This is a genomic window from Sodalis sp. RH19 (genome assembly GCF_047324215.1).
GTDB lineage: Bacteria > Pseudomonadota > Gammaproteobacteria > Enterobacterales > Enterobacteriaceae > Acerihabitans.
This window is the reverse complement of record NZ_CP178734.1, coordinates 4,222,288-4,238,432: the sequence shown is the minus strand read 5'-3', so window position 1 is coordinate 4,238,432 and position 16,145 is coordinate 4,222,288. Positions and strand designations below refer to the sequence as shown.

Genomic DNA, 16,145 nt, shown 5'->3' with positions numbered 1-16,145 from the left:
CGGCTGGCGACCCTTTCCCGGGGCGCCGGGGCGGGATTCAGAATTTAGCCATTAGGGCGAACGCCGCCGCGGCGCGGCCTGGTTTTGCCTTTAACCGCCGGTGGGCAGCGCAGGCAGGGTGAACGAAAAACAGCTGCCGTGGGGATGGCGCTGTGACGCCGCCATCTGCCCCCGGTGGTTTTCGATTATGGCATGGCTGATGGCAAGCCCCATGCCCATGCCCTGCTTCTTGGTGGTATAAAAAGACTCGAATACCCGCGCCCTGACCTCGTCGCTCAGGCCGATACCGGTATCGGCCATGGCGAAGGTTATCTTGCCCGGCGCCGGATTGACGGAGGACAAGGTGAGGATGCGCGGCCGGTCATCCACGTCCGCCATGGCTTCCGCGGCGTTCATCACCAGGTTAAGCAGCACCTGCTGGATTTGCACGCTGTCGCCATAGACGATAAAGGCATCGGCCCACAGCTTATCTTCGATGGCAATCCGGCGTCTTTCCAGTTCGCTATGGGAAAGGGTAAGGATATGATGCGCGGTATGGTGCAAATCGACAGGGGCAAAATGGGGCGGCGCGTTGCGGGTGAGCGCCTGCAGGCTGCGGATCATTTCTCCCGCGCGCTTGCCTTCGGCAATGATATCCTCCAGGCCGGTGCGGACATTATCCAGCCTGGCCGGGTCGCGGTTAAGCCAGCGCAGGCTGGCGCCGGCGTTGGCCACGATGGACATCAGCGGCTGGTTGATTTCATGGGCAATCGAGGCGGTGAGCTGCCCGACCGTCGTGGCCCTCGCCACACGCGCCAAGTCGGCCTGCGCGGCCCTGACCGCGTCCTCGGCCTGTTTGCGGGCGGTGATATCGGTTATGGTGCCAAAATACTCGTGGGCATTGCCGCAGGCCAGGATCGGCTCGCCGATTCCCGCCACGTAGCGAACAGTGCCGTCAGTCCTGACGATGCGATACTCGGCTTGCATGGACAATCCTTTACCCAGGCAATAGTCGATCTGGTTGAGTATCCGGTTTCGGTCATCGGGGTGGACAAAACCGATATAGGCGGTATAGGAGATAGCCTGCTGCTCTTCATCCAAACCGAATATACGCGCGAATTCGGCCGATATTTCCAGCGTTTCCTGGGTGGTTTCCCAGCGCCAGCTGCCGGTGTGGCTGATCTTTTCCCCCAGCATTAATGAGGTCTGGCTGGTGCGCAGCTCGTTCTCGACGCGACGGCGCTGGATATTCTCCTCGAGCAATTCCGCGTACAGGGTGGCGGTTTCAATGGAGATGGCGGCCTGCGCCACCAACAGCGCAATGACCTTCGAATGTTCGGCGGTAAAGGCATCAGGCATCAGCCGGTTTTCCAGGTAGAGCACCCCCACCAGCCGGGCCTGTTTAAACATGGGCACGCACAGCGCCGCCGCGCCGGAAGCCATCAGGTAGGGGTCGTGGCTGAACGGGCTGAACTCCCCCGGCGCGCCCAGGCGGATTTCCTGGCCGGTGCGAATGACCGCGTTAAGCATGGATACCGGCAGATCTGCCGCCACCGGCGCGGCCTTGACCACCTGTACGTTTACGCCGGCGACGGTGGTGTCGGCCCGCGCCTCGATAACCGGCGAACCGGCGATCACCCTGATCAGCAGGCCGCGCTGGGCGCCCGCGTGCTCCAGCGTCATTTTCATCAGGATATGAATCAGCCGGCCGAGATCGATTTCCTCGGATAATGCCCTTGAGGCGATGATAACGCTTTGCAGATCCTGGTTTTCCTGGGCCTGCCTAAAGGAAACCCCCGCGGGGAAACCGCCGCCATCGCCGTGTTTCTCCCGGCTGTCCAGTAAAGCGAACATCTCCTTTCGCATCAGCCCGGCTGCGTTTTTAGCGCCCTGGCGCGCCCGTATGGCCGCCAGGGAAAATTGCCATTTACCGTTGCGCCTGGCCCTGGTGGCCAGTCCGTCATTGATAACGCCATTGATAAACTGCCGGGCGAGTAAAGGATTGCCGCCGGTCTCGGCATGCGCCAAACCGGCAAGCGCCGCCATGTTGGCGGGTGTGGTACGAAAATCGTGCGCCAGCCATCGGGCCAGGGCGGTGGGGCTTAATGGCGCGGGCTGGATATCCACCACCCGCGCCGCGTTATGGCGCAGCGTGGCAAGCGGCGCGGGAAGCGACGGGTCGCCGGGGGATGTCGGGTCGCGTAACGCAACCACCAGCAGCAGCGGCAGCATGGCGGTATGGGCCATCAGGTGCTCCAGCAGGCCCATGCTGGCCGGGTCTATCCACTGAATGTCGTCGATCGCCAATACCAGCGGGCGGCCCAAAGTGGCAAAGGCGCTGGCCAGACCATATATCATAGGGTTAAACCGCGCCTCTCCCGCCTCGGCGGAAAGCGCGTACAGCGGGCTTTTTTTACCCAATATCAATGCCAGTTCCGGTACCAGATTGATGGCCAGCCCCGCATCATCGCCAAGCGCCGACGCGAGACGTGTTTTCAGCGCATCGATTTGCGCCGCCGGTTGCCCGAGCATATACAGGGTAAGCGATCTGAACGCCTCCGACAGCACGGCGAACGGCAGTACCTGTCGATACCGGCACACCCGGGCGACGGCCAGGAGCGCGTCTTCTCCCCGCAGTCCCGCCAGGGCGCGGGCAATCAGCGATGATCTGCCGATCCCAGGAGGGCCGCCGACCACCACCAGCGCATGGGTTCCCTGGCTTTTCACCCGGGTAAACGCGGCGGAAAAAGCCTGGAGACCGCTGGGCGGCGTGAAGCGGCCATCGGACGGCCGCAACGACGGGGAAATATCCTGTAGCCCCGGCATAAAGCGCCGGATATGGCCGTACGCCGCCAGCGCAGAACGGCATCGCCTGAAATCCGCCATCAGCCCTTCGATGGTCTGGTAGCGGCTTTGCGCAGATTTAGCCAGCAGTTTCATCACCACCTGCGATAACATTTCCGGCACAGACGGCCGCAGGGTATGGGGCGCCGCCGGCTCGCAGGCGATATGGTGATGTATCCATTCGGCTACCCCGCCGCCGCCGGGGAACACAAACGGCGGCCGGCCAGCCAGCCGTTCATAAAAAATCATCCCCAGGGAATACAGATCGCTGCGGGCGTCGACGCCGCATTGGGTCCGTCCCGTATGCTCGGGCGACATGTAGGCCAGCATATCCTTGCTGACCGGCATGCCCGCCGGCGGCGTCGCCGGGCCGCCCATATCAAGGCGGCAAGCGCCATCGTCGGTCATCGACAGCGCGGCGGGCGTCAGTGCGCCATGGATTATCCCCTCGGCATGCAACAGCCGCAGCGCGGCGCAAATACTCAGGGCCTGGGAGAGAAAAGCGGCGATGGCGCCATTCGCCGGGGCGGATAAGGGATCGGGGGCAGGGTGCGTCTTGTCATCGGTTAAGCGCGATCGTGGCGCCGGCGGCATTGCATTGATCATGGACTTCCCCCGCGTTGGGCTAATACCCGCTGGATATGCTCCAGCAGCATATCCACATCGATAGGTTTACGCATAAAAGAAACCGCGCCGGCGTTTAGCGCCCTTTGTGCCATGTCCTCGTCGCCATGGCCGGAAATCAGCATGACCGGCAGCCCCGGTCGGGATTGTCCCAGGCGGCTGATAAGTTCAAACCCGTTTATCCCTTTCAATTTGACATCCAGGATGACGAAATCGATGCTATCCCGCGCTTCATCATTCAGGAATTGCTCCGCCGATTCAAAAGATATCGTCGCATAACCGGCGGATTGCAATAAATTACTTAATCCGCTTCTTACGGAACGATCGTCGTCGATAATGGCTATAAGCAACGAGGGCGTCATGACGGTCGTCCCTAGGATGGCGGGGGCTTTCGGGTATCGGGCGGCGGCGCGCCGCTGATCTTGGGGACACACTCCGTGCGAAACCATGCCAGGGTCAGCGGCTCCCGCTTCAGCAGGCGCCGGCAGACCGGCACAATCTGCTCTCCTATCAGCATACCGAGCAGGCCCAGCAGGGCAATAACCGGCGGCGCGGGTGAACGTACCTGCAGCAATGAATAAATCACGCCGGCTAACACCCCGGCCAGCAGGGAAACAACGTAGGATTTCATAGACCTCCTCCCGGAGCGGATGACTCGCCGCGCAGGGATCGATTGGGCGTGAGAGCCGCGTCTTGCGCCGTTAAGGAGGCAACGGTCTTTTTTGCCGGGGCGGCGTTTGCCGCGTGGCGTGTCGTGGGTTGCGCCGCAAAGGCCTGGCTTATCACCAGCGCCGACAGCTGTTCGCCGATAAGCATCCCCAGCAGGCCGATGAGGGCGATGGCGGGCGGGGCGGGGGAGCGCACTTTCAGCAGCGCATAGACCAGGCCGATCAGAACCCCGGCGCCCAGCGAAATACAATAAGCATTCATATTCACCCCTGCTTTAACGGGAAGCGGCCGGGCGCGCCATGGGGACACGCCGGCCGGGAGAGCGGTTATTTCGCGGGAACCGGCGCCAGGGTATGGTGATCGCCATGGCCCCTTTCCGGCGCCTTATGCACCATGGTATAGGCATAATCCACGCCCATGCCGTAGGCGCCGGAATGCTCCCGCACGATAGCCATCACGGCGTCGTAAGTTTCCTTGCGCGCCCAGTCCCGCTGCCACTCCAGCATCACCTGTTGCCAGGTCACCGGGATCACGCCGGCCTGGATCATGCGCTGCATGGCGTAATCATGGGCTTCCCTGGACGTGCCGCCCGACGCGTCGGCCACCATATAGATTTCATAATCGCCCTCCGCCATGGCGCACAGGGCAAAACTGTTGTTGCATACCTCGGTCCACAGTCCCGACACCACGACTTTTTTCTTGCCGGTGGCGGCCAGCGCATCGCGCACTTTCTGGTCGTCCCAGGAGTTCATCGACGAGCGTTCAAGGATGTCGTGGGTGGGAAATACATCCAGCAGTTCCGGATAGGTATGGCCGGAAAAACTCAGGGTTTCCACCGTAGTGATGATGGTGGGAATGCCGAACACCTTCGCCGCTTTCGCCAGCGCCACCGTATTGTTCTTTAACACCTGGCGATCTATCGACTGCACGCCGAACGCCATTTGCGGCTGCTGATCGATAAAAATCATTTGGCAGTTGGAGGGCGTCAGCACGTCAAGTTTTGAATCAATCATAATGGTATCCCGAGAGGGTGGAAGGAAAGGATCGCCCGCGCTTACGCGGCGCGCCGGTTGGGACGATGGAAGCCGGAAGTCAGCGGAACATCCATCTGCTGAGATGGTAGGCCGGGGAAATAAGCGAAACCATTATCTCTATGTATAACTAGACGGTGATCCGCGCCGGCGATAATAATCCAGCCATTGCCAACGCGACCACGCCTGACCACCCGGCGCGCGTTTCAGCCCGCAGCCTGGCGCTGCCCACAGTTCCGGAGGTTTTATGGTTTCGCCCGATAAAGCAGAGACAGCCGAATTAATCCTGGTGAACGGAAGGTTTCATACCCTGGACCGGCAAAATCCCCTTGCCGACGCGGTAGCCGTCGGCAAGGGGACATTCCTGGACGTCGGCGACGCCGCGTCGGTGATGCGTTACCGCGGTACGCAGACCAAGGTTATTGATCTGGGGGGGCGAACCGTCGTTCCCGGCCTGAACGACTCCCATCTTCACCTGATCCGCGGCGGGCTGAACTATAACCTCGAACTGCGCTGGGAAGGGGTGCCGTCATTGTCCGACGCCCTGGCGATGTTAAAGGCGCAGGCGGACCGCACGCCACATCCGCAGTGGGTCAGGGTCGTGGGCGGGTGGACCGAGTTCCAGTTTGCGGAGCGCCGGATGCCGACCCTGGACGAGCTTAATGCGGCGGCGCCGGATACGCCGGTCTTTGTACTGCATCTTTACGATCGCGCGCTGCTTAACCGCGCCGCGCTGCGGGTCGTCGGCTATACCAGGGAGACGCCCAATCCCCCGGGCGGCGAAATCCAGCGCGATGCGGCGGGTAATCCCACCGGTATGCTGATAGCCCGCCCGAACGCCATGATCCTGTATGCCACCCTGGCAAAAGGGCCGACGTTGCCGCTGGAGTACCAGGTGAATTCCACCCGGCAGTTTATGCGCGAACTCAACCGGCTCGGCGTCACCAGCGCCATCGATGCCGGCGGCGGTTTCCAGAACTACCCCGAGGATTATGACGTGGTGGATCAACTGGCGCGGGAAGGCCAGCTGACGGTGCGCATCGCCTACAATTTGTTTACCCAGCGTAAAGGCGCGGAGCTGGAGGATTTTCAAAAATGGACCGCCATGGTCAAGCCCGGGCAGGGGGATGACTTTTACCGGCACAACGGCGCGGGCGAAATGCTGGTGTTCTCCGCCGCCGATTTCGAGGACTTCCTGGAGCCGAGGCCGGATTTGGCCGCCGGCATGGAGAACGAACTTGAGCAGGTGGTCCGGCATTTGGTCTCCAATCGCTGGCCCTTCCGTTTGCACGCCACTTATAACGAATCCATCAGCCGCATGCTGGACGTGTTTGAAAAGGTGAATCGCGAGATCCCCTTCGACGGCTTGCATTGGTTATTTGACCACTGCGAAACCATTACGCCGCCCAATATCGAGCGGGTGCGCGCCCTGGGCGGCGGTATTGCCATCCAGCACCGCATGGCTTTTCAGGGCGAATATTTTGTCGATCGCTACGGCGCGGCGGCGGCGAGCCATACGCCGCCCATCGCGCGCATGCTGGCGATGGGCGTGCCGGTGGGCGGCGGCACGGATGCCACCCGCGTGGCCAGCTATAACCCCTGGACCGCGCTCTACTGGCTGGTATCGGGCCGCACCGTCGGCGGTATGAAACTTTATGATAGTGCGGATCGTCTGCCCCGTGATATTGCCCTTGAGCTGTGGACCGCCGGCAGCGCCTGGTTCTCCGGCGAGCAGGATAAAAAAGGGCGGATCAAGGCCGGCCAGCTTGCCGATATGGCGGTATTGACCGCGGATTTTTTTGCCGTGCACGAGGATGAGATCAAATCCATCGCGTCGCTGATGACCCTCGTCGGCGGTAAAGTCGTGTATGCGGACGGCGAGTTTACCTCCCACGGCCCGGCGGCAATCCCGGTGCTGCCGGACTGGTCGCCCGTCGCCCTGGTGCCGGGACATTACCGCCAACTGACCGCCGCCCGCGCCCCGATGTTGCCCCATGCCTGCGCCGGTGCCTGCGGCGTCCACGGCCACGCCCATGACGCCGCGCGCGGTTCCTCGGTGCCGGTCGCCAATCACGCCGGTTTTTGGGGCGCGCTGGGCTGCAGCTGCTTTGCGTTTTGACCATGAAAACCACCGGGCGGTTTTACCTCACCCCGCAGGTCGACCTGGGCCTGCTGTTCCTGCGCCTGACCGGCTGTTTTATGCTGTTGTACGTACACGGCGCGCCTAAAGTGCTGCACTACGCCGATGAGCTCACCAGAATTGAGGATCCTTTTGGGCTGGGCGCGTCCCTGAGCCTGTGGGCCGCCATTTTCGCCGAAGTGGTCTGCCCGGTGTTTATCGCGTTGGGCGTGGCCGCCAGAGCGGCTTGTCTGCCCATCATCGCGGTATTGCTTATCGCCATGCTGGCGGTTCATCCGGACTGGTCGGTGGCGGAAGGGCAATTCGGCTGGCTGCTGCTGATTATCTTTACCACCATCGGGTTATGCGGTCCCGGCCGCTGGAGCCTGCGGCCGGCGGCGCGGGGAGGTATCTTATGACGACATCGGACAAACAGGTTTTCAATCAGGATGCCGCCGGCGGGGACAGCGCGGCGGCCGCGCCGCCCTCTTCCTGGAGCCCGCTGCGCCAGCGCGTTTTCCGCATGTTATGGATTGCCACGGTGGCCTCCAATATCGGTTCCTGGATGAGTGATGTGGGCACCAGCTGGATGATGCTCACCCTGAATTCCGACCCGCTGATGGTGGCTATGGTCCAGGCCGCCGGCAGCCTGCCCATGTTCCTGTTTGCGCTGCCCTCGGGGGTGATGGCCGATATCGTCGACAGGCGCAAATATCTGCTGTTTTCGCAGGCCTGGGTACTGGCGGTGGCGGTGGCCATGGCGCTGCTGGCGTTGTCAGGCCAGATGACGCCGCCCCTGCTGCTGGCCGCGGCGTTCCTGCTAAGCACCGGCGCCGCCATGAGCTCGCCGCCGTTCCAGGCCATCGTGCCGGATCTGATACCGCGCGCGGATCTGGCGCCCGCCATCGCCCTGAACTCGCTTGGCATCAATATTAGCCGCGCCATCGGCCCCGCCCTTGGCGGCCTGATTTTATCGTTTTCCGGTCCGGCGGTGGTTTTTATGCTGAATGCCCTGTCGGTGGTGGGCGTCATCGTCGTGCTGTACCGCTGGAAAACCGACACCGCCATCCAGCGCCTGCCGCCCGAGCATTTTTTTTCCGCCATGCGCGTGGGGCTGCGTTATGTCCATGCGGCGCCGGTGTTGCGCACGGTACTGGTGCGGGCCATGGCGTTCTTCCTTTTCGGCAGCGCCGGCTGGGCATTATTGCCGCTGGTGGCGCAACGCGAATTGGGCCTGGGGCCAGGCGGATATGGCGTGCTGCTGGCGGCCATCGGCATCGGCGCGATTTGCGGCGCCATCCTGCTGCCGGGGCTGCGTAAAAAGCTGACGCCCGACAGCCTGACGGTACTGGCCAGCCTGCTGTTTGCGCTTACCATGCTGGCGCTCGCCTTTGTCCGCCATTTCTGGTGGCTTGCCGGTATCCAGTTTTTTACCGGTTTTGCCTGGATAACCGTGCTGTCGACCCTGAATGTCGGCGCGCAGCGCAGCGCGGCGCGCTGGGTAAAGGCGCGCGCCCTGGCCGTTTACCTGACGGTATTTTTCGGCTCCATGACCGCCGGCAGCGCTGTCTGGGGGAAGCTGGCGTCGCAGCTGACTATATCCACCTCCCTGGCCGTGGCCGCCATCGGCATGGTATTGGGCACCGCCACCGCCCTGCGCTGGCGGTTAAACCAAGATCCCGATTTAAACCTTGAACCCACGGATCACCCCCTGGCGCCGGAGTCCGCCATAGAGCATGACCGGGGCCCGGTGATGATAAGCGTCGAGTATCAGGTTGAATCCGGGGAAATACCCGCCTTTATGCGCGCGATCCAGGAAATGCGGCGCGTCCGCCGGCGCGGCGGCGCGCTGACCTGGGCGGTGTATGAGGACATCGAGTTTCCCGGCAAGTGTGTCGAGGTGTTTGTCGTCGGTTCCTGGCTTGAACATCTGCGACAGCATGAGCGTCACACGGTGAATGATAAACGCATCCAGGATCGGGTGCGCGCATTCCATCATGGCGAGCAGCCGCCGGTGGTGCGCCATCTGGTGGCGCCTGAATAGCGCATTACGGCAACAGATATGACGTCCTGAATCCGGGGATGTACACACCTTCAGTTTTCCCGCACACACCCTGTAAGGAGTATACCTATGACTACTTTTATGACCCGTGACGGCACAGAAATCTATTTCAAGGACTGGGGGCAGGGACAGCCGGTGATCTTTGTCCACGGCTGGCCGCTGGATGCCGATATGTGGGAATACCAGATGACGTTCCTGGCGGCAAAAGGTTATCGCGCGATTGCCTACGATCGCCGTGGTTTCGGCCGTTCCAGCCAGCCCTGGGAGGGTTATGATTATGATACCTTCGCCGATGATCTGGAGGAACTGCTGCAAAAGCTGGAGATCCAGCACGCGGTGCTGGTGGGGTTTTCCATGGGCGGCGGCGAAGTCGCGCGCTACATTGCCCGCCACGGCACCCGGCGGTTGGCAAAGGCGGTGCTGATAAGCGCGGTAACCCCGTTGTTTATCAAAACCGCCGATCATCCCGAAGGCGTGGATAAATCGGTCTTCGATGGCATAAAAGCGGGCCTGGCCGCCGACCGGCCGCAGTTTTTAAGCGATTTCAGCACGGTGTTCTACGGTACCAATCGCCCCGATAGCAAGGTTTCGGCCGGCATCCTCACCCAAACGCTGAATATCGCCCTGCTGGCCTCCATTAAAGGCACCCTGGACTGCGTCACCGCGTTCTCGGAAACGGATTTTCGCCAGGATATGCCGGCATTTTCATTGCCGACCCTGGTCATCCATGGCGATGACGATCAGGTGGTGCCTTTTGCGGCGACGGGTAAACTTGCGGCGGCGGCAATCCCGTCGGCCATCCTGAAAGTGTATCCCGGCGCCCCCCATGCCCTGTGTTTTACCCATAAAGACCGATTGAATCAGGATTTGCTGGCCTTTATACAGCAGGATTAAGCCATCCCGGCCCTGTGAATAGGCAGGCTGCGCCGCGTCCTGATAGGTTATGGATCAGGACGCTTCCAATAGGGCCAGATAATCGCCGATTTGCTTGCGCTGCTTGGTTTCGCGCAGTTGCAGGGCCATATTGATAATATCGAGCTGCCGGGCGTTGACGGCGATATCAGGGTGTAGCTTTCCTTTTGCCGCGAGCCATTCGGCCACGTCGGCCCAGCGCCATAACGGCGAGACGCCTTTGATCCTTTGCACCGGCGAGGGGAAATCGCCGCTGCCGCGGGTGCCGTCCTTGAGCATGGCAACCGCCTGCCGCGACATATCCGACAGCTCGGCGATATCGCTTAAACCAACCAGGTTGGCATCCACCGAGATGACCCTGGCGCCCAAATCCGCCGATTCGATATCACCGATGGCGCTTAACACCGCCTGGGCGAAAGACGCGCTGTCGCGATCGAATTCCAGGTACACGGATTTACCATAAAAACACACCAGGGCGTCATCGCAGCCGCTCTCGAACAGTCGGTCTTCCAGTCCTTTGGTCTCTGCGGTTACGCCGGAGAGGGTAAGCGCAAAATTGTACAATGCCATTGTCACCTCGATTAAAGGCGGAGATCCGCCTTTGCGTAATAAAGCATGTGGCCATGTTACCGGCAGTGATTGATCTTGCGGCGAAGCTGCCTGGCATGGTTTTCCGCGCTGCGGGGCGTAGACCAGACACGCATTTGATGCTCTTCATGGCCGGGCACGCCGCAGGTCAGGCGGCCAAACGCATGTCCTTTGCCATGGCGAAATCGCCAGCCTTTGGAGAGAGCATATTCAATCGCCGCCTGAATATGCTTGTTGGGATGATCCTTCATCTCCCTCCCTATTGCTTGGGTTAATGTAATAGACGTGTTGACGCTTGTCAACGATGAATGGCAGTCTCCTGCCGGCTGAGAGTAACAAATCTTTCGCAAGAAGAGAGTATAACGGGTTATTTAACAGTGGATTAGCGAGCGGCGCCGCAAATTCTGGGGTAATGGCGGGGCGGTACGGCCGCCACCGCCCAGCGGTTTATCACAGTGGCGCCTATGGCCGCTGCGCGCTGATATGCGGCGCAAGCTGTGCCGCCAGCCAGTCCATAAACACCCGCGCGCGCTGGGGCAGATAACGGCGATCGGCATAGACCAGCGAAACGTCCATAGGCGGCGCGGGGCAGTCGGGCAGGATCGCCACCAGTCGTCCGGCGGCCAGATGCTCCTCCAGGCCGATGGCCGGCGCCTGGATAATACCCAGGCCGCCGAGACAGGCCGCGTTATAGGCATCAACATTGTTCACCGTGACCAGCGAGGGAAGCTCCTGGCTCAGGTACTTGCCCTGATGGCGGTAAACAAATCCCTCCGCGCGCGATCCCAGGCTGGAGACATAATGGATCAGCACATGGCCGGCCAGATCCGCCGGCGTCCTGGGTATGCCATAGGCCGCCAGGTAAGACGGACTGGCGCAGTTCACCATGGGCAGCCGGCCCAGCCGCCGGGCGACCAGGGAAGCCTCGGTCAGTTCGCCGATGCGCAGGACGCAGTCAAAACCTTCGCGCACGATATCCACCCGGCGATCGGTGCAGCTGATTTCAATGCGCAGGTTGGGATATTTTTGCATAAATTCGCCCAATTGCGGCAATACCAGGGCGCGGGCAATACCGGCGGGCATATCCACCCGCAATCGCCCGGCCAGCACCAGGCCGTCCTGACGGAATAATCCCTCAAGTTCATCCATGTTCGCCAGCATATCCTTGCCGCGCTCATACAGCGCCAGTCCGTCCTGGGTGGCCGTGACGCGGCGGGTCGTGCGATGCAGCAGCCTGGCGCCCACCAGGGCTTCCAGGGTCTGGACATGTTCCGATACCGTTGATTTAGGCAGGCCAAGGCTCTCGCCCGCCTGGGTAAAACTGGACAGTTCGCTGACGCGAATAAAACTGCGCAGCAGCTCAAGCTTGTTGACCATCGTATGTCCGGATTATTGTCCTGTCATACCGAACAGTATTTCCGCTTTTTGCGGGTTTATCTATACCCCGCCGGCTAATAAGCTGTAGACCGACAGATTTACCTACCCACAGGAGCACATCGAGATGAGTCACAAAATTGCTTTAATTACCGGCGCCAGCCGTGGACTGGGCAAAAACGCCGCTCTGCACCTGGCGGCAAAGGGCGTGGATATTATCGGCACCTATCATAGCCGGGCCGAGGAAGCGCAGGCGCTGGTGGCGGAGATTCAACGGGCCGGCGGCAAGGCGGTCATGCTGCAGCTGGACGTCGGCGACAGTAGCCGGTTCAGTGAATTCGCCGCTGAAGTCGGCCGCACCCTGGCCGGGGAGTTTCAATGCGATCGGTTTGATTATCTGGTCAACAATGCGGGCATCGGGCTGCATGCCGCTATCGCCGACACCACCGAACAGCAGTTTGATGAGCTGTTCAGGATTCATTTGAAAGGCCCGTTTTTCCTGACGCAAAAACTGCTGCCGCTGATAGCCGACGGCGGGCGCATCCTGAATATCTCCACCGGCCTGACGCGTTTCACCGCCTCGACGGCCGCCGCCGCGTACGCCACCATGAAAGGCGGCCTTGAGGTGTTGACCCGCTATCAGGCCAAAGAATTGGGCGGCAGGGGCATCAGCGTAAATGCCCTGGCTCCCGGGGCGATAGAAACGGACTTCGGCGGTGGGATAGTGCGCGATAACCAGCAGGTCAATCAGCTTATCGCCGCCAACACCGCCCTGGGCCGGGCGGGCCTGCCCGACGATATCGGCGGCGCGGTGGCCGCCCTGCTTGCCGATGGTACTCATTGGATGACCGGCCAGCGTATCGAAGCCTCCGGCGGCATGTTTATCTGACGCGCCGGGCCGCGCTGTCCGCCAGTTGCAGGGCGCAGGGCAGCCGGCGCAGTTCCGCCATGACCGGCGGCGGGAGTTTGTCGTCGGTGATGATGTCGGTTAAATCCGCCAGGGGCATGGCGCAGAACAGCGAGTAAGCGCCGTATTTACTGCTGTCCGCCAGCAGGATACGCCGTCCGGCATGGGCGGCGAGATCCCGTTTGAGCGCCGCTTTATCCTCTGTCGGCGTGGTCACGCCCTTTTCCAGGCTCCAGGAGTTGCAACTGATAAAGGCCACGTCCGGATAGATTTTCTGCAGCAGCTGGCGGCCGTGGTCGCCGATGCAGGACTGGCTGCTGTCATCAATACGTCCGCCGGTAATCGTCACCTCGATTTGCTTGAATTCCGATAAGAACAGCGCGATATGCAAATCCGAGGTGATAACCCGCAACGGCAGATGGGTCAGATGGCGCGCCAGTTCCAGCATGGTGGTGCCCGCATCCAGCACGACGGCGTCGCCGGGCCGCACGCATTGCGCCGCCAGTTCGGCGATGGCCTGTTTCTCCAGCAGGTTGCGCTGCTGTTTTTCGTTGGTGGTCGGCTGCGCGGGGATAAAACGGTTGAGCGTGACGCCGCCGTGGGTACGGCTGATAACGCCCTGCTCATCAAGTTTGATTAAATCGCGGCGAATGGTCGCGGGGGAGGCGGTTATCGCCTCGACCAGTTGTTCCACGGTGACCAGATTATGGCTTTTAAGGTATTCCATAATCTGATCTAAACGACTTTGTCCCTTCATAGCGCCCGTTCAGTTAAGCCAATGGCACGGCTGATTTTATGGATATCGCCATGCTGTCAGAGTTGGCTTTAGCTGTCCAGCCAATATCAAACGCCGCGCTTTTGTCCCCGTCATCTAACCAGCAAGATAGCCGGTAGGGTTTGCTGCCTTATGCCCGCGCCGGTCGGCGTGGTCAATATGGCCGCGCCTGATTGCCAATATTTTCAATTAATTCAGTTATATAGTGACAAAAAAATTCCTCAGGCCAAATGGCAGGCCACCTGCTGCCCGGAAGGTTTGGCGCGCAGGATGGGATGTTCCGCGCGGCAGCGGTCCGTGACATAGGGGCAGCGGGTATGGAAACGGCAGCCCGGGGGCGGCGACAGGGGGCTTGGCAACTCGCCGGCCAGGCTGACCGTGGCGACGCGGTTGGCCGGATCCATGCCGGGCGCCGCGCGCAGCAGCGCCTGGGTATAGGGATGCAGCGGCTGCCGGTACAGGACCTCCGTCGCGCCGGTTTCAATGACTTCACCCAGATACATCACCGCCACGCGATGGGAAATATGCCGTACCAGCCGCAGGTCATGGGCGACAAACAGCACCGTCAGCGCCAGCTTTTGCTGTAAATCCAGCAGCAGGTTCACCACTTGCGCCTGTACCGAGACATCCAGCGCCGACACCAGTTCGTCCGCCACCAGCACTTCCGGCGCTACCGCCAGCGCCCGGGCAATGCCGATGCGCTGGCGCTGGCCGCCGGAAAATTCATGGGGCAGCTTATCCACCGCGTCGGCGGGCAGGCGTACCAGTTCGAGCAGCGCCATGATGCGCGCCGGGATCGCGGCGCGCGGGCACATCCTGTGTACCGAGAGCGCCTCGCGCAATACCTGTCCCACCGTCATGCGCGGGTTAAGCGAACCATACGGGTCCTGGAAGATCATCTGCACCTGGCGGTTGAAATCGCGCCTTCCCTTGCCGCGCAGCGCGGCGATATCCTGGCCTTTAAAGCGGATGCGGCCGTCATCGGCCGCCAGCAGGCCCACCAGCGCCCGGGCCAGCGTCGATTTGCCGCAACCCGATTCGCCCACCACCCCCAGGGTTTCACCCCGCTGTAATTCCAGCCTGACGCCGTTAAGCGCCTGGATAAACTGGGGCGGGTGCCCCTGCAACCGGTGCCAAAGCGATTGTTTTACCGCAAAACGCACCTGTGCGTCCTCGACGCAGATAATCGGCTGTTCGTCCGCCGGGGTTAATCCGTTCATCACAGGCTCCGCGTTTTGACCAGATGTTGATAATGGTGGCAGGCCACGCCCCGGTGGTCCTCCAGGGACAGCAGCGGCGGCACCTGCTGGCGGCACAGATCCGTGGCGTACACGCAGCGCGGGTTAAAGCTGCAGCCCGGCGGCGGGTCCAGCAGCGAGGGCGGCGTGCCCTCGATGGAGAGCAGCGGCGTGCGTTCCACGCCGACCCGCGGCACCGAGCCCATCAGACCTTGGGTATAGGGGTGGCGTGGCGTTGCAAATACCGCGCCCACCTCGCCCGATTCCACGATGCGGCCGGCGTACATCACCGCCACCCGATCGCACAGCTGCGCCACCACCCCCAGATCGTGGGTGACGAAAATAATGCCCATATGCAGCCTGTCGCGCAGGGACAGCAGCAGATTAAGGATTTGCTGCTGGATGGTGACGTCCAGCGCGGTGGTTGGCTCATCCGCCAGCAGCAGGCTGGGTTCTCCCGCCAGCGCGATGGCAATCATCACCCGCTGGCGCATGCCGCCGGAAAACTCGTGGGGGTAGTTTTCCAGCCGGCGCCGGGCGTCGGGAATGCCGACCTGGTTAAGCAGTTCAACGGTGCGCGCCAGCCGCTGGCGACCGTTAAGCCGCGTATGGGCGCGCAGCGTCTCGTCAATTTGCCGGTGTACCGTTAACACCGGATTGAGGGCGATCATCGGTTCCTGGAAAATCATGGCGATATCGCCGCCGCGGATGCGTTGCAATTCTTGCGGCGCGGCGTCGATGAGTTCCCGTCCCCGCCAGGTCACCGAACCGCTAACCTGGGCCGACCCGGGCATAAGGCGCAGCAGGGAACGCAGCGTCACGCTTTTGCCGGAGCCGGATTCGCCCACCAGCCCGAGTATTTCGCCGGGCCGCAGTTCAAAACTGATATCCTGGATGGCCTTTATCATCCCGCGCGGGGTATGGATAACGGTGTTCAGGTTGCTGACCCGCAGGGTATCGTCACCCGGCGCGCCCGGCGCCTTGCCTGGTAATTCAGGGCCTAGCGCTGTTGTGGCATGCATT

Annotated in this window: 15 protein-coding genes and 2 pseudogenes; 5 read left to right on the top strand and 12 right to left on the bottom strand. The window is 61.6% G+C overall.

Annotation, left to right across the window (positions count from 1 at the left end):
- Positions 1-90: 90 nt before the first annotated feature.
- From ACL2XF_RS19090 to ACL2XF_RS19065, 6 genes and pseudogenes are all read right to left on the bottom strand, one after another.
- Positions 91-1,773, bottom strand: a pseudogene (locus tag ACL2XF_RS19090) (ATP-binding protein); the annotation flags it as partial.
- Positions 1,774-2,202: 429 nt separating this feature from the next.
- Positions 2,203-2,805 (bottom strand): annotated as a pseudogene (locus ACL2XF_RS19085) (AAA family ATPase); the annotation flags it as partial.
- 620 nt (positions 2,806-3,425) lie between these two features.
- Positions 3,426-3,809, bottom strand: coding sequence for a response regulator transcription factor (locus tag ACL2XF_RS19080; RefSeq protein ID WP_413721863.1), 384 nt, complete (start codon positions 3,807-3,809; stop codon positions 3,426-3,428).
- A gap of 11 nt (positions 3,810-3,820) precedes the next feature.
- On the bottom strand, positions 3,821-4,078 hold the full coding sequence (locus ACL2XF_RS19075; RefSeq protein WP_410012587.1) for a DUF1427 family protein: 258 nt from the start codon (positions 4,076-4,078) through the stop codon (positions 3,821-3,823).
- A complete protein-coding gene (locus ACL2XF_RS19070; protein ID WP_413721864.1) occupies positions 4,075-4,377 on the bottom strand; it encodes a DUF1427 family protein in 303 nt (100 codons plus the stop codon). Before ACL2XF_RS19070 ends, ACL2XF_RS19075 begins: the two co-directional genes overlap by 4 nt.
- Positions 4,378-4,442: 65 nt before the next feature.
- Positions 4,443-5,129: a hydrolase gene (locus ACL2XF_RS19065; RefSeq protein ID WP_410012585.1), complete on the bottom strand. Its 687-nt coding sequence runs from the start codon at positions 5,127-5,129 to the stop codon at positions 4,443-4,445.
- A 265-nt stretch (positions 5,130-5,394) separates the two neighbouring features.
- Between ACL2XF_RS19065 and ACL2XF_RS19060 the strand changes: the two genes are divergently transcribed.
- From ACL2XF_RS19060 to ACL2XF_RS19045, 4 genes are all read left to right on the top strand, one after another.
- Positions 5,395-7,266, top strand: coding sequence for an amidohydrolase (locus ACL2XF_RS19060; RefSeq protein WP_413727360.1), 1,872 nt, complete (start codon positions 5,395-5,397; stop codon positions 7,264-7,266).
- Positions 7,267-7,268: 2 nt separating this feature from the next.
- Positions 7,269-7,685: a DoxX family protein gene (locus ACL2XF_RS19055; RefSeq protein WP_410012583.1), complete on the top strand. Its 417-nt coding sequence runs from the start codon at positions 7,269-7,271 to the stop codon at positions 7,683-7,685.
- Complete coding sequence (locus ACL2XF_RS19050) at positions 7,682-9,310, top strand: MFS transporter (protein ID WP_413721866.1); 1,629 nt, start codon at positions 7,682-7,684, stop codon at positions 9,308-9,310. Before ACL2XF_RS19055 ends, ACL2XF_RS19050 begins: the two co-directional genes overlap by 4 nt.
- 87 nt (positions 9,311-9,397) lie before the next feature.
- Complete coding sequence (locus tag ACL2XF_RS19045; protein ID WP_413727359.1) at positions 9,398-10,222, top strand: alpha/beta fold hydrolase; 825 nt, start codon at positions 9,398-9,400, stop codon at positions 10,220-10,222.
- Positions 10,223-10,276: 54 nt separating this feature from the next.
- Here ACL2XF_RS19045 and ACL2XF_RS19040 read toward each other — a convergent pair whose 3' ends face one another.
- The 3 genes from ACL2XF_RS19040 to ACL2XF_RS19030 form a co-directional block, all read right to left on the bottom strand.
- Positions 10,277-10,810 (bottom strand): helix-turn-helix transcriptional regulator, encoded by a 534-nt coding sequence (locus ACL2XF_RS19040; RefSeq protein ID WP_410012580.1) that lies wholly within the window; start codon positions 10,808-10,810, stop codon positions 10,277-10,279.
- Between the two features lie 56 nt (positions 10,811-10,866).
- A complete protein-coding gene (locus ACL2XF_RS19035; protein ID WP_410012579.1) occupies positions 10,867-11,079 on the bottom strand; it encodes a hypothetical protein in 213 nt (70 codons plus the stop codon).
- A 211-nt stretch (positions 11,080-11,290) separates the two neighbouring features.
- A complete protein-coding gene (locus tag ACL2XF_RS19030) occupies positions 11,291-12,205 on the bottom strand; it encodes a LysR family transcriptional regulator (RefSeq protein WP_410012578.1) in 915 nt (304 codons plus the stop codon).
- Positions 12,206-12,329: 124 nt separating this feature from the next.
- On the opposite strand from ACL2XF_RS19030, the gene ACL2XF_RS19025 reads away from it, so the two are divergent.
- Entirely contained in the window at positions 12,330-13,091 is a 762-nt protein-coding gene (locus ACL2XF_RS19025; protein WP_413721868.1) for an SDR family NAD(P)-dependent oxidoreductase, read from the top strand.
- On the opposite strand, the gene ACL2XF_RS19020 is transcribed toward ACL2XF_RS19025, so the two are convergent.
- The 3 genes from ACL2XF_RS19020 to ACL2XF_RS19010 all read right to left on the bottom strand — a co-directional run bounded on the left by ACL2XF_RS19020 (position 13,084) and on the right by ACL2XF_RS19010 (position 16,144).
- On the bottom strand, positions 13,084-13,866 hold the full coding sequence (locus ACL2XF_RS19020; RefSeq protein ID WP_413727358.1) for a DeoR/GlpR family DNA-binding transcription regulator: 783 nt from the start codon (positions 13,864-13,866) through the stop codon (positions 13,084-13,086). The genes ACL2XF_RS19025 and ACL2XF_RS19020 overlap by 8 nt on opposite strands.
- A 239-nt stretch (positions 13,867-14,105) precedes the next feature.
- The gene (locus tag ACL2XF_RS19015) at positions 14,106-15,104 is read right to left on the bottom strand and encodes an ABC transporter ATP-binding protein (protein ID WP_413727357.1); all 999 of its coding nucleotides are present in this window, start codon (positions 15,102-15,104) and stop codon (positions 14,106-14,108) included.
- Positions 15,104-16,144, bottom strand: coding sequence for an ABC transporter ATP-binding protein (locus ACL2XF_RS19010; protein WP_413727356.1), 1,041 nt, complete (start codon positions 16,142-16,144; stop codon positions 15,104-15,106). Before ACL2XF_RS19010 ends, ACL2XF_RS19015 begins: the two co-directional genes overlap by 1 nt.
- Position 16,145 lies beyond the last annotated feature (1 nt).

What these genes read in the sequence shown, in the direction of transcription:
- ACL2XF_RS19035 (WP_410012579.1), bottom strand. Translation starts at nt 11,079, where the DNA reads ATGAAGGATCATCCCAACAAGCATATTCAGGCGGCGATTGAATATGCT.
- ACL2XF_RS19030 (WP_410012578.1), bottom strand. Translation starts at nt 12,205, where the DNA reads ATGGTCAACAAGCTTGAGCTGCTGCGCAGTTTTATTCGCGTCAGCGAA.
- ACL2XF_RS19080 (WP_413721863.1), bottom strand. Translation starts at nt 3,809, where the DNA reads ATGACGCCCTCGTTGCTTATAGCCATTATCGACGACGATCGTTCCGTA.
- ACL2XF_RS19075 (WP_410012587.1), bottom strand. Translation starts at nt 4,078, where the DNA reads ATGAAATCCTACGTTGTTTCCCTGCTGGCCGGGGTGTTAGCCGGCGTG.
- ACL2XF_RS19055 (WP_410012583.1), top strand. Translation starts at nt 7,269, where the DNA reads ATGAAAACCACCGGGCGGTTTTACCTCACCCCGCAGGTCGACCTGGGC.
- ACL2XF_RS19020 (WP_413727358.1), bottom strand. Translation starts at nt 13,866, where the DNA reads ATGAAGGGACAAAGTCGTTTAGATCAGATTATGGAATACCTTAAAAGC.
- ACL2XF_RS19010 (WP_413727356.1), bottom strand. Translation starts at nt 16,144, where the DNA reads ATGCATGCCACAACAGCGCTAGGCCCTGAATTACCAGGCAAGGCGCCG.
- ACL2XF_RS19050 (WP_413721866.1), top strand. Translation starts at nt 7,682, where the DNA reads ATGACGACATCGGACAAACAGGTTTTCAATCAGGATGCCGCCGGCGGG.
- ACL2XF_RS19040 (WP_410012580.1), bottom strand. Translation starts at nt 10,810, where the DNA reads ATGGCATTGTACAATTTTGCGCTTACCCTCTCCGGCGTAACCGCAGAG.
- ACL2XF_RS19045 (WP_413727359.1), top strand. Translation starts at nt 9,398, where the DNA reads ATGACTACTTTTATGACCCGTGACGGCACAGAAATCTATTTCAAGGAC.
- ACL2XF_RS19015 (WP_413727357.1), bottom strand. Translation starts at nt 15,104, where the DNA reads ATGAACGGATTAACCCCGGCGGACGAACAGCCGATTATCTGCGTCGAG.
- ACL2XF_RS19060 (WP_413727360.1), top strand. Translation starts at nt 5,395, where the DNA reads ATGGTTTCGCCCGATAAAGCAGAGACAGCCGAATTAATCCTGGTGAAC.
- ACL2XF_RS19070 (WP_413721864.1), bottom strand. Translation starts at nt 4,377, where the DNA reads ATGAATGCTTATTGTATTTCGCTGGGCGCCGGGGTTCTGATCGGCCTG.
- ACL2XF_RS19025 (WP_413721868.1), top strand. Translation starts at nt 12,330, where the DNA reads ATGAGTCACAAAATTGCTTTAATTACCGGCGCCAGCCGTGGACTGGGC.
- ACL2XF_RS19065 (WP_410012585.1), bottom strand. Translation starts at nt 5,129, where the DNA reads ATGATTGATTCAAAACTTGACGTGCTGACGCCCTCCAACTGCCAAATG.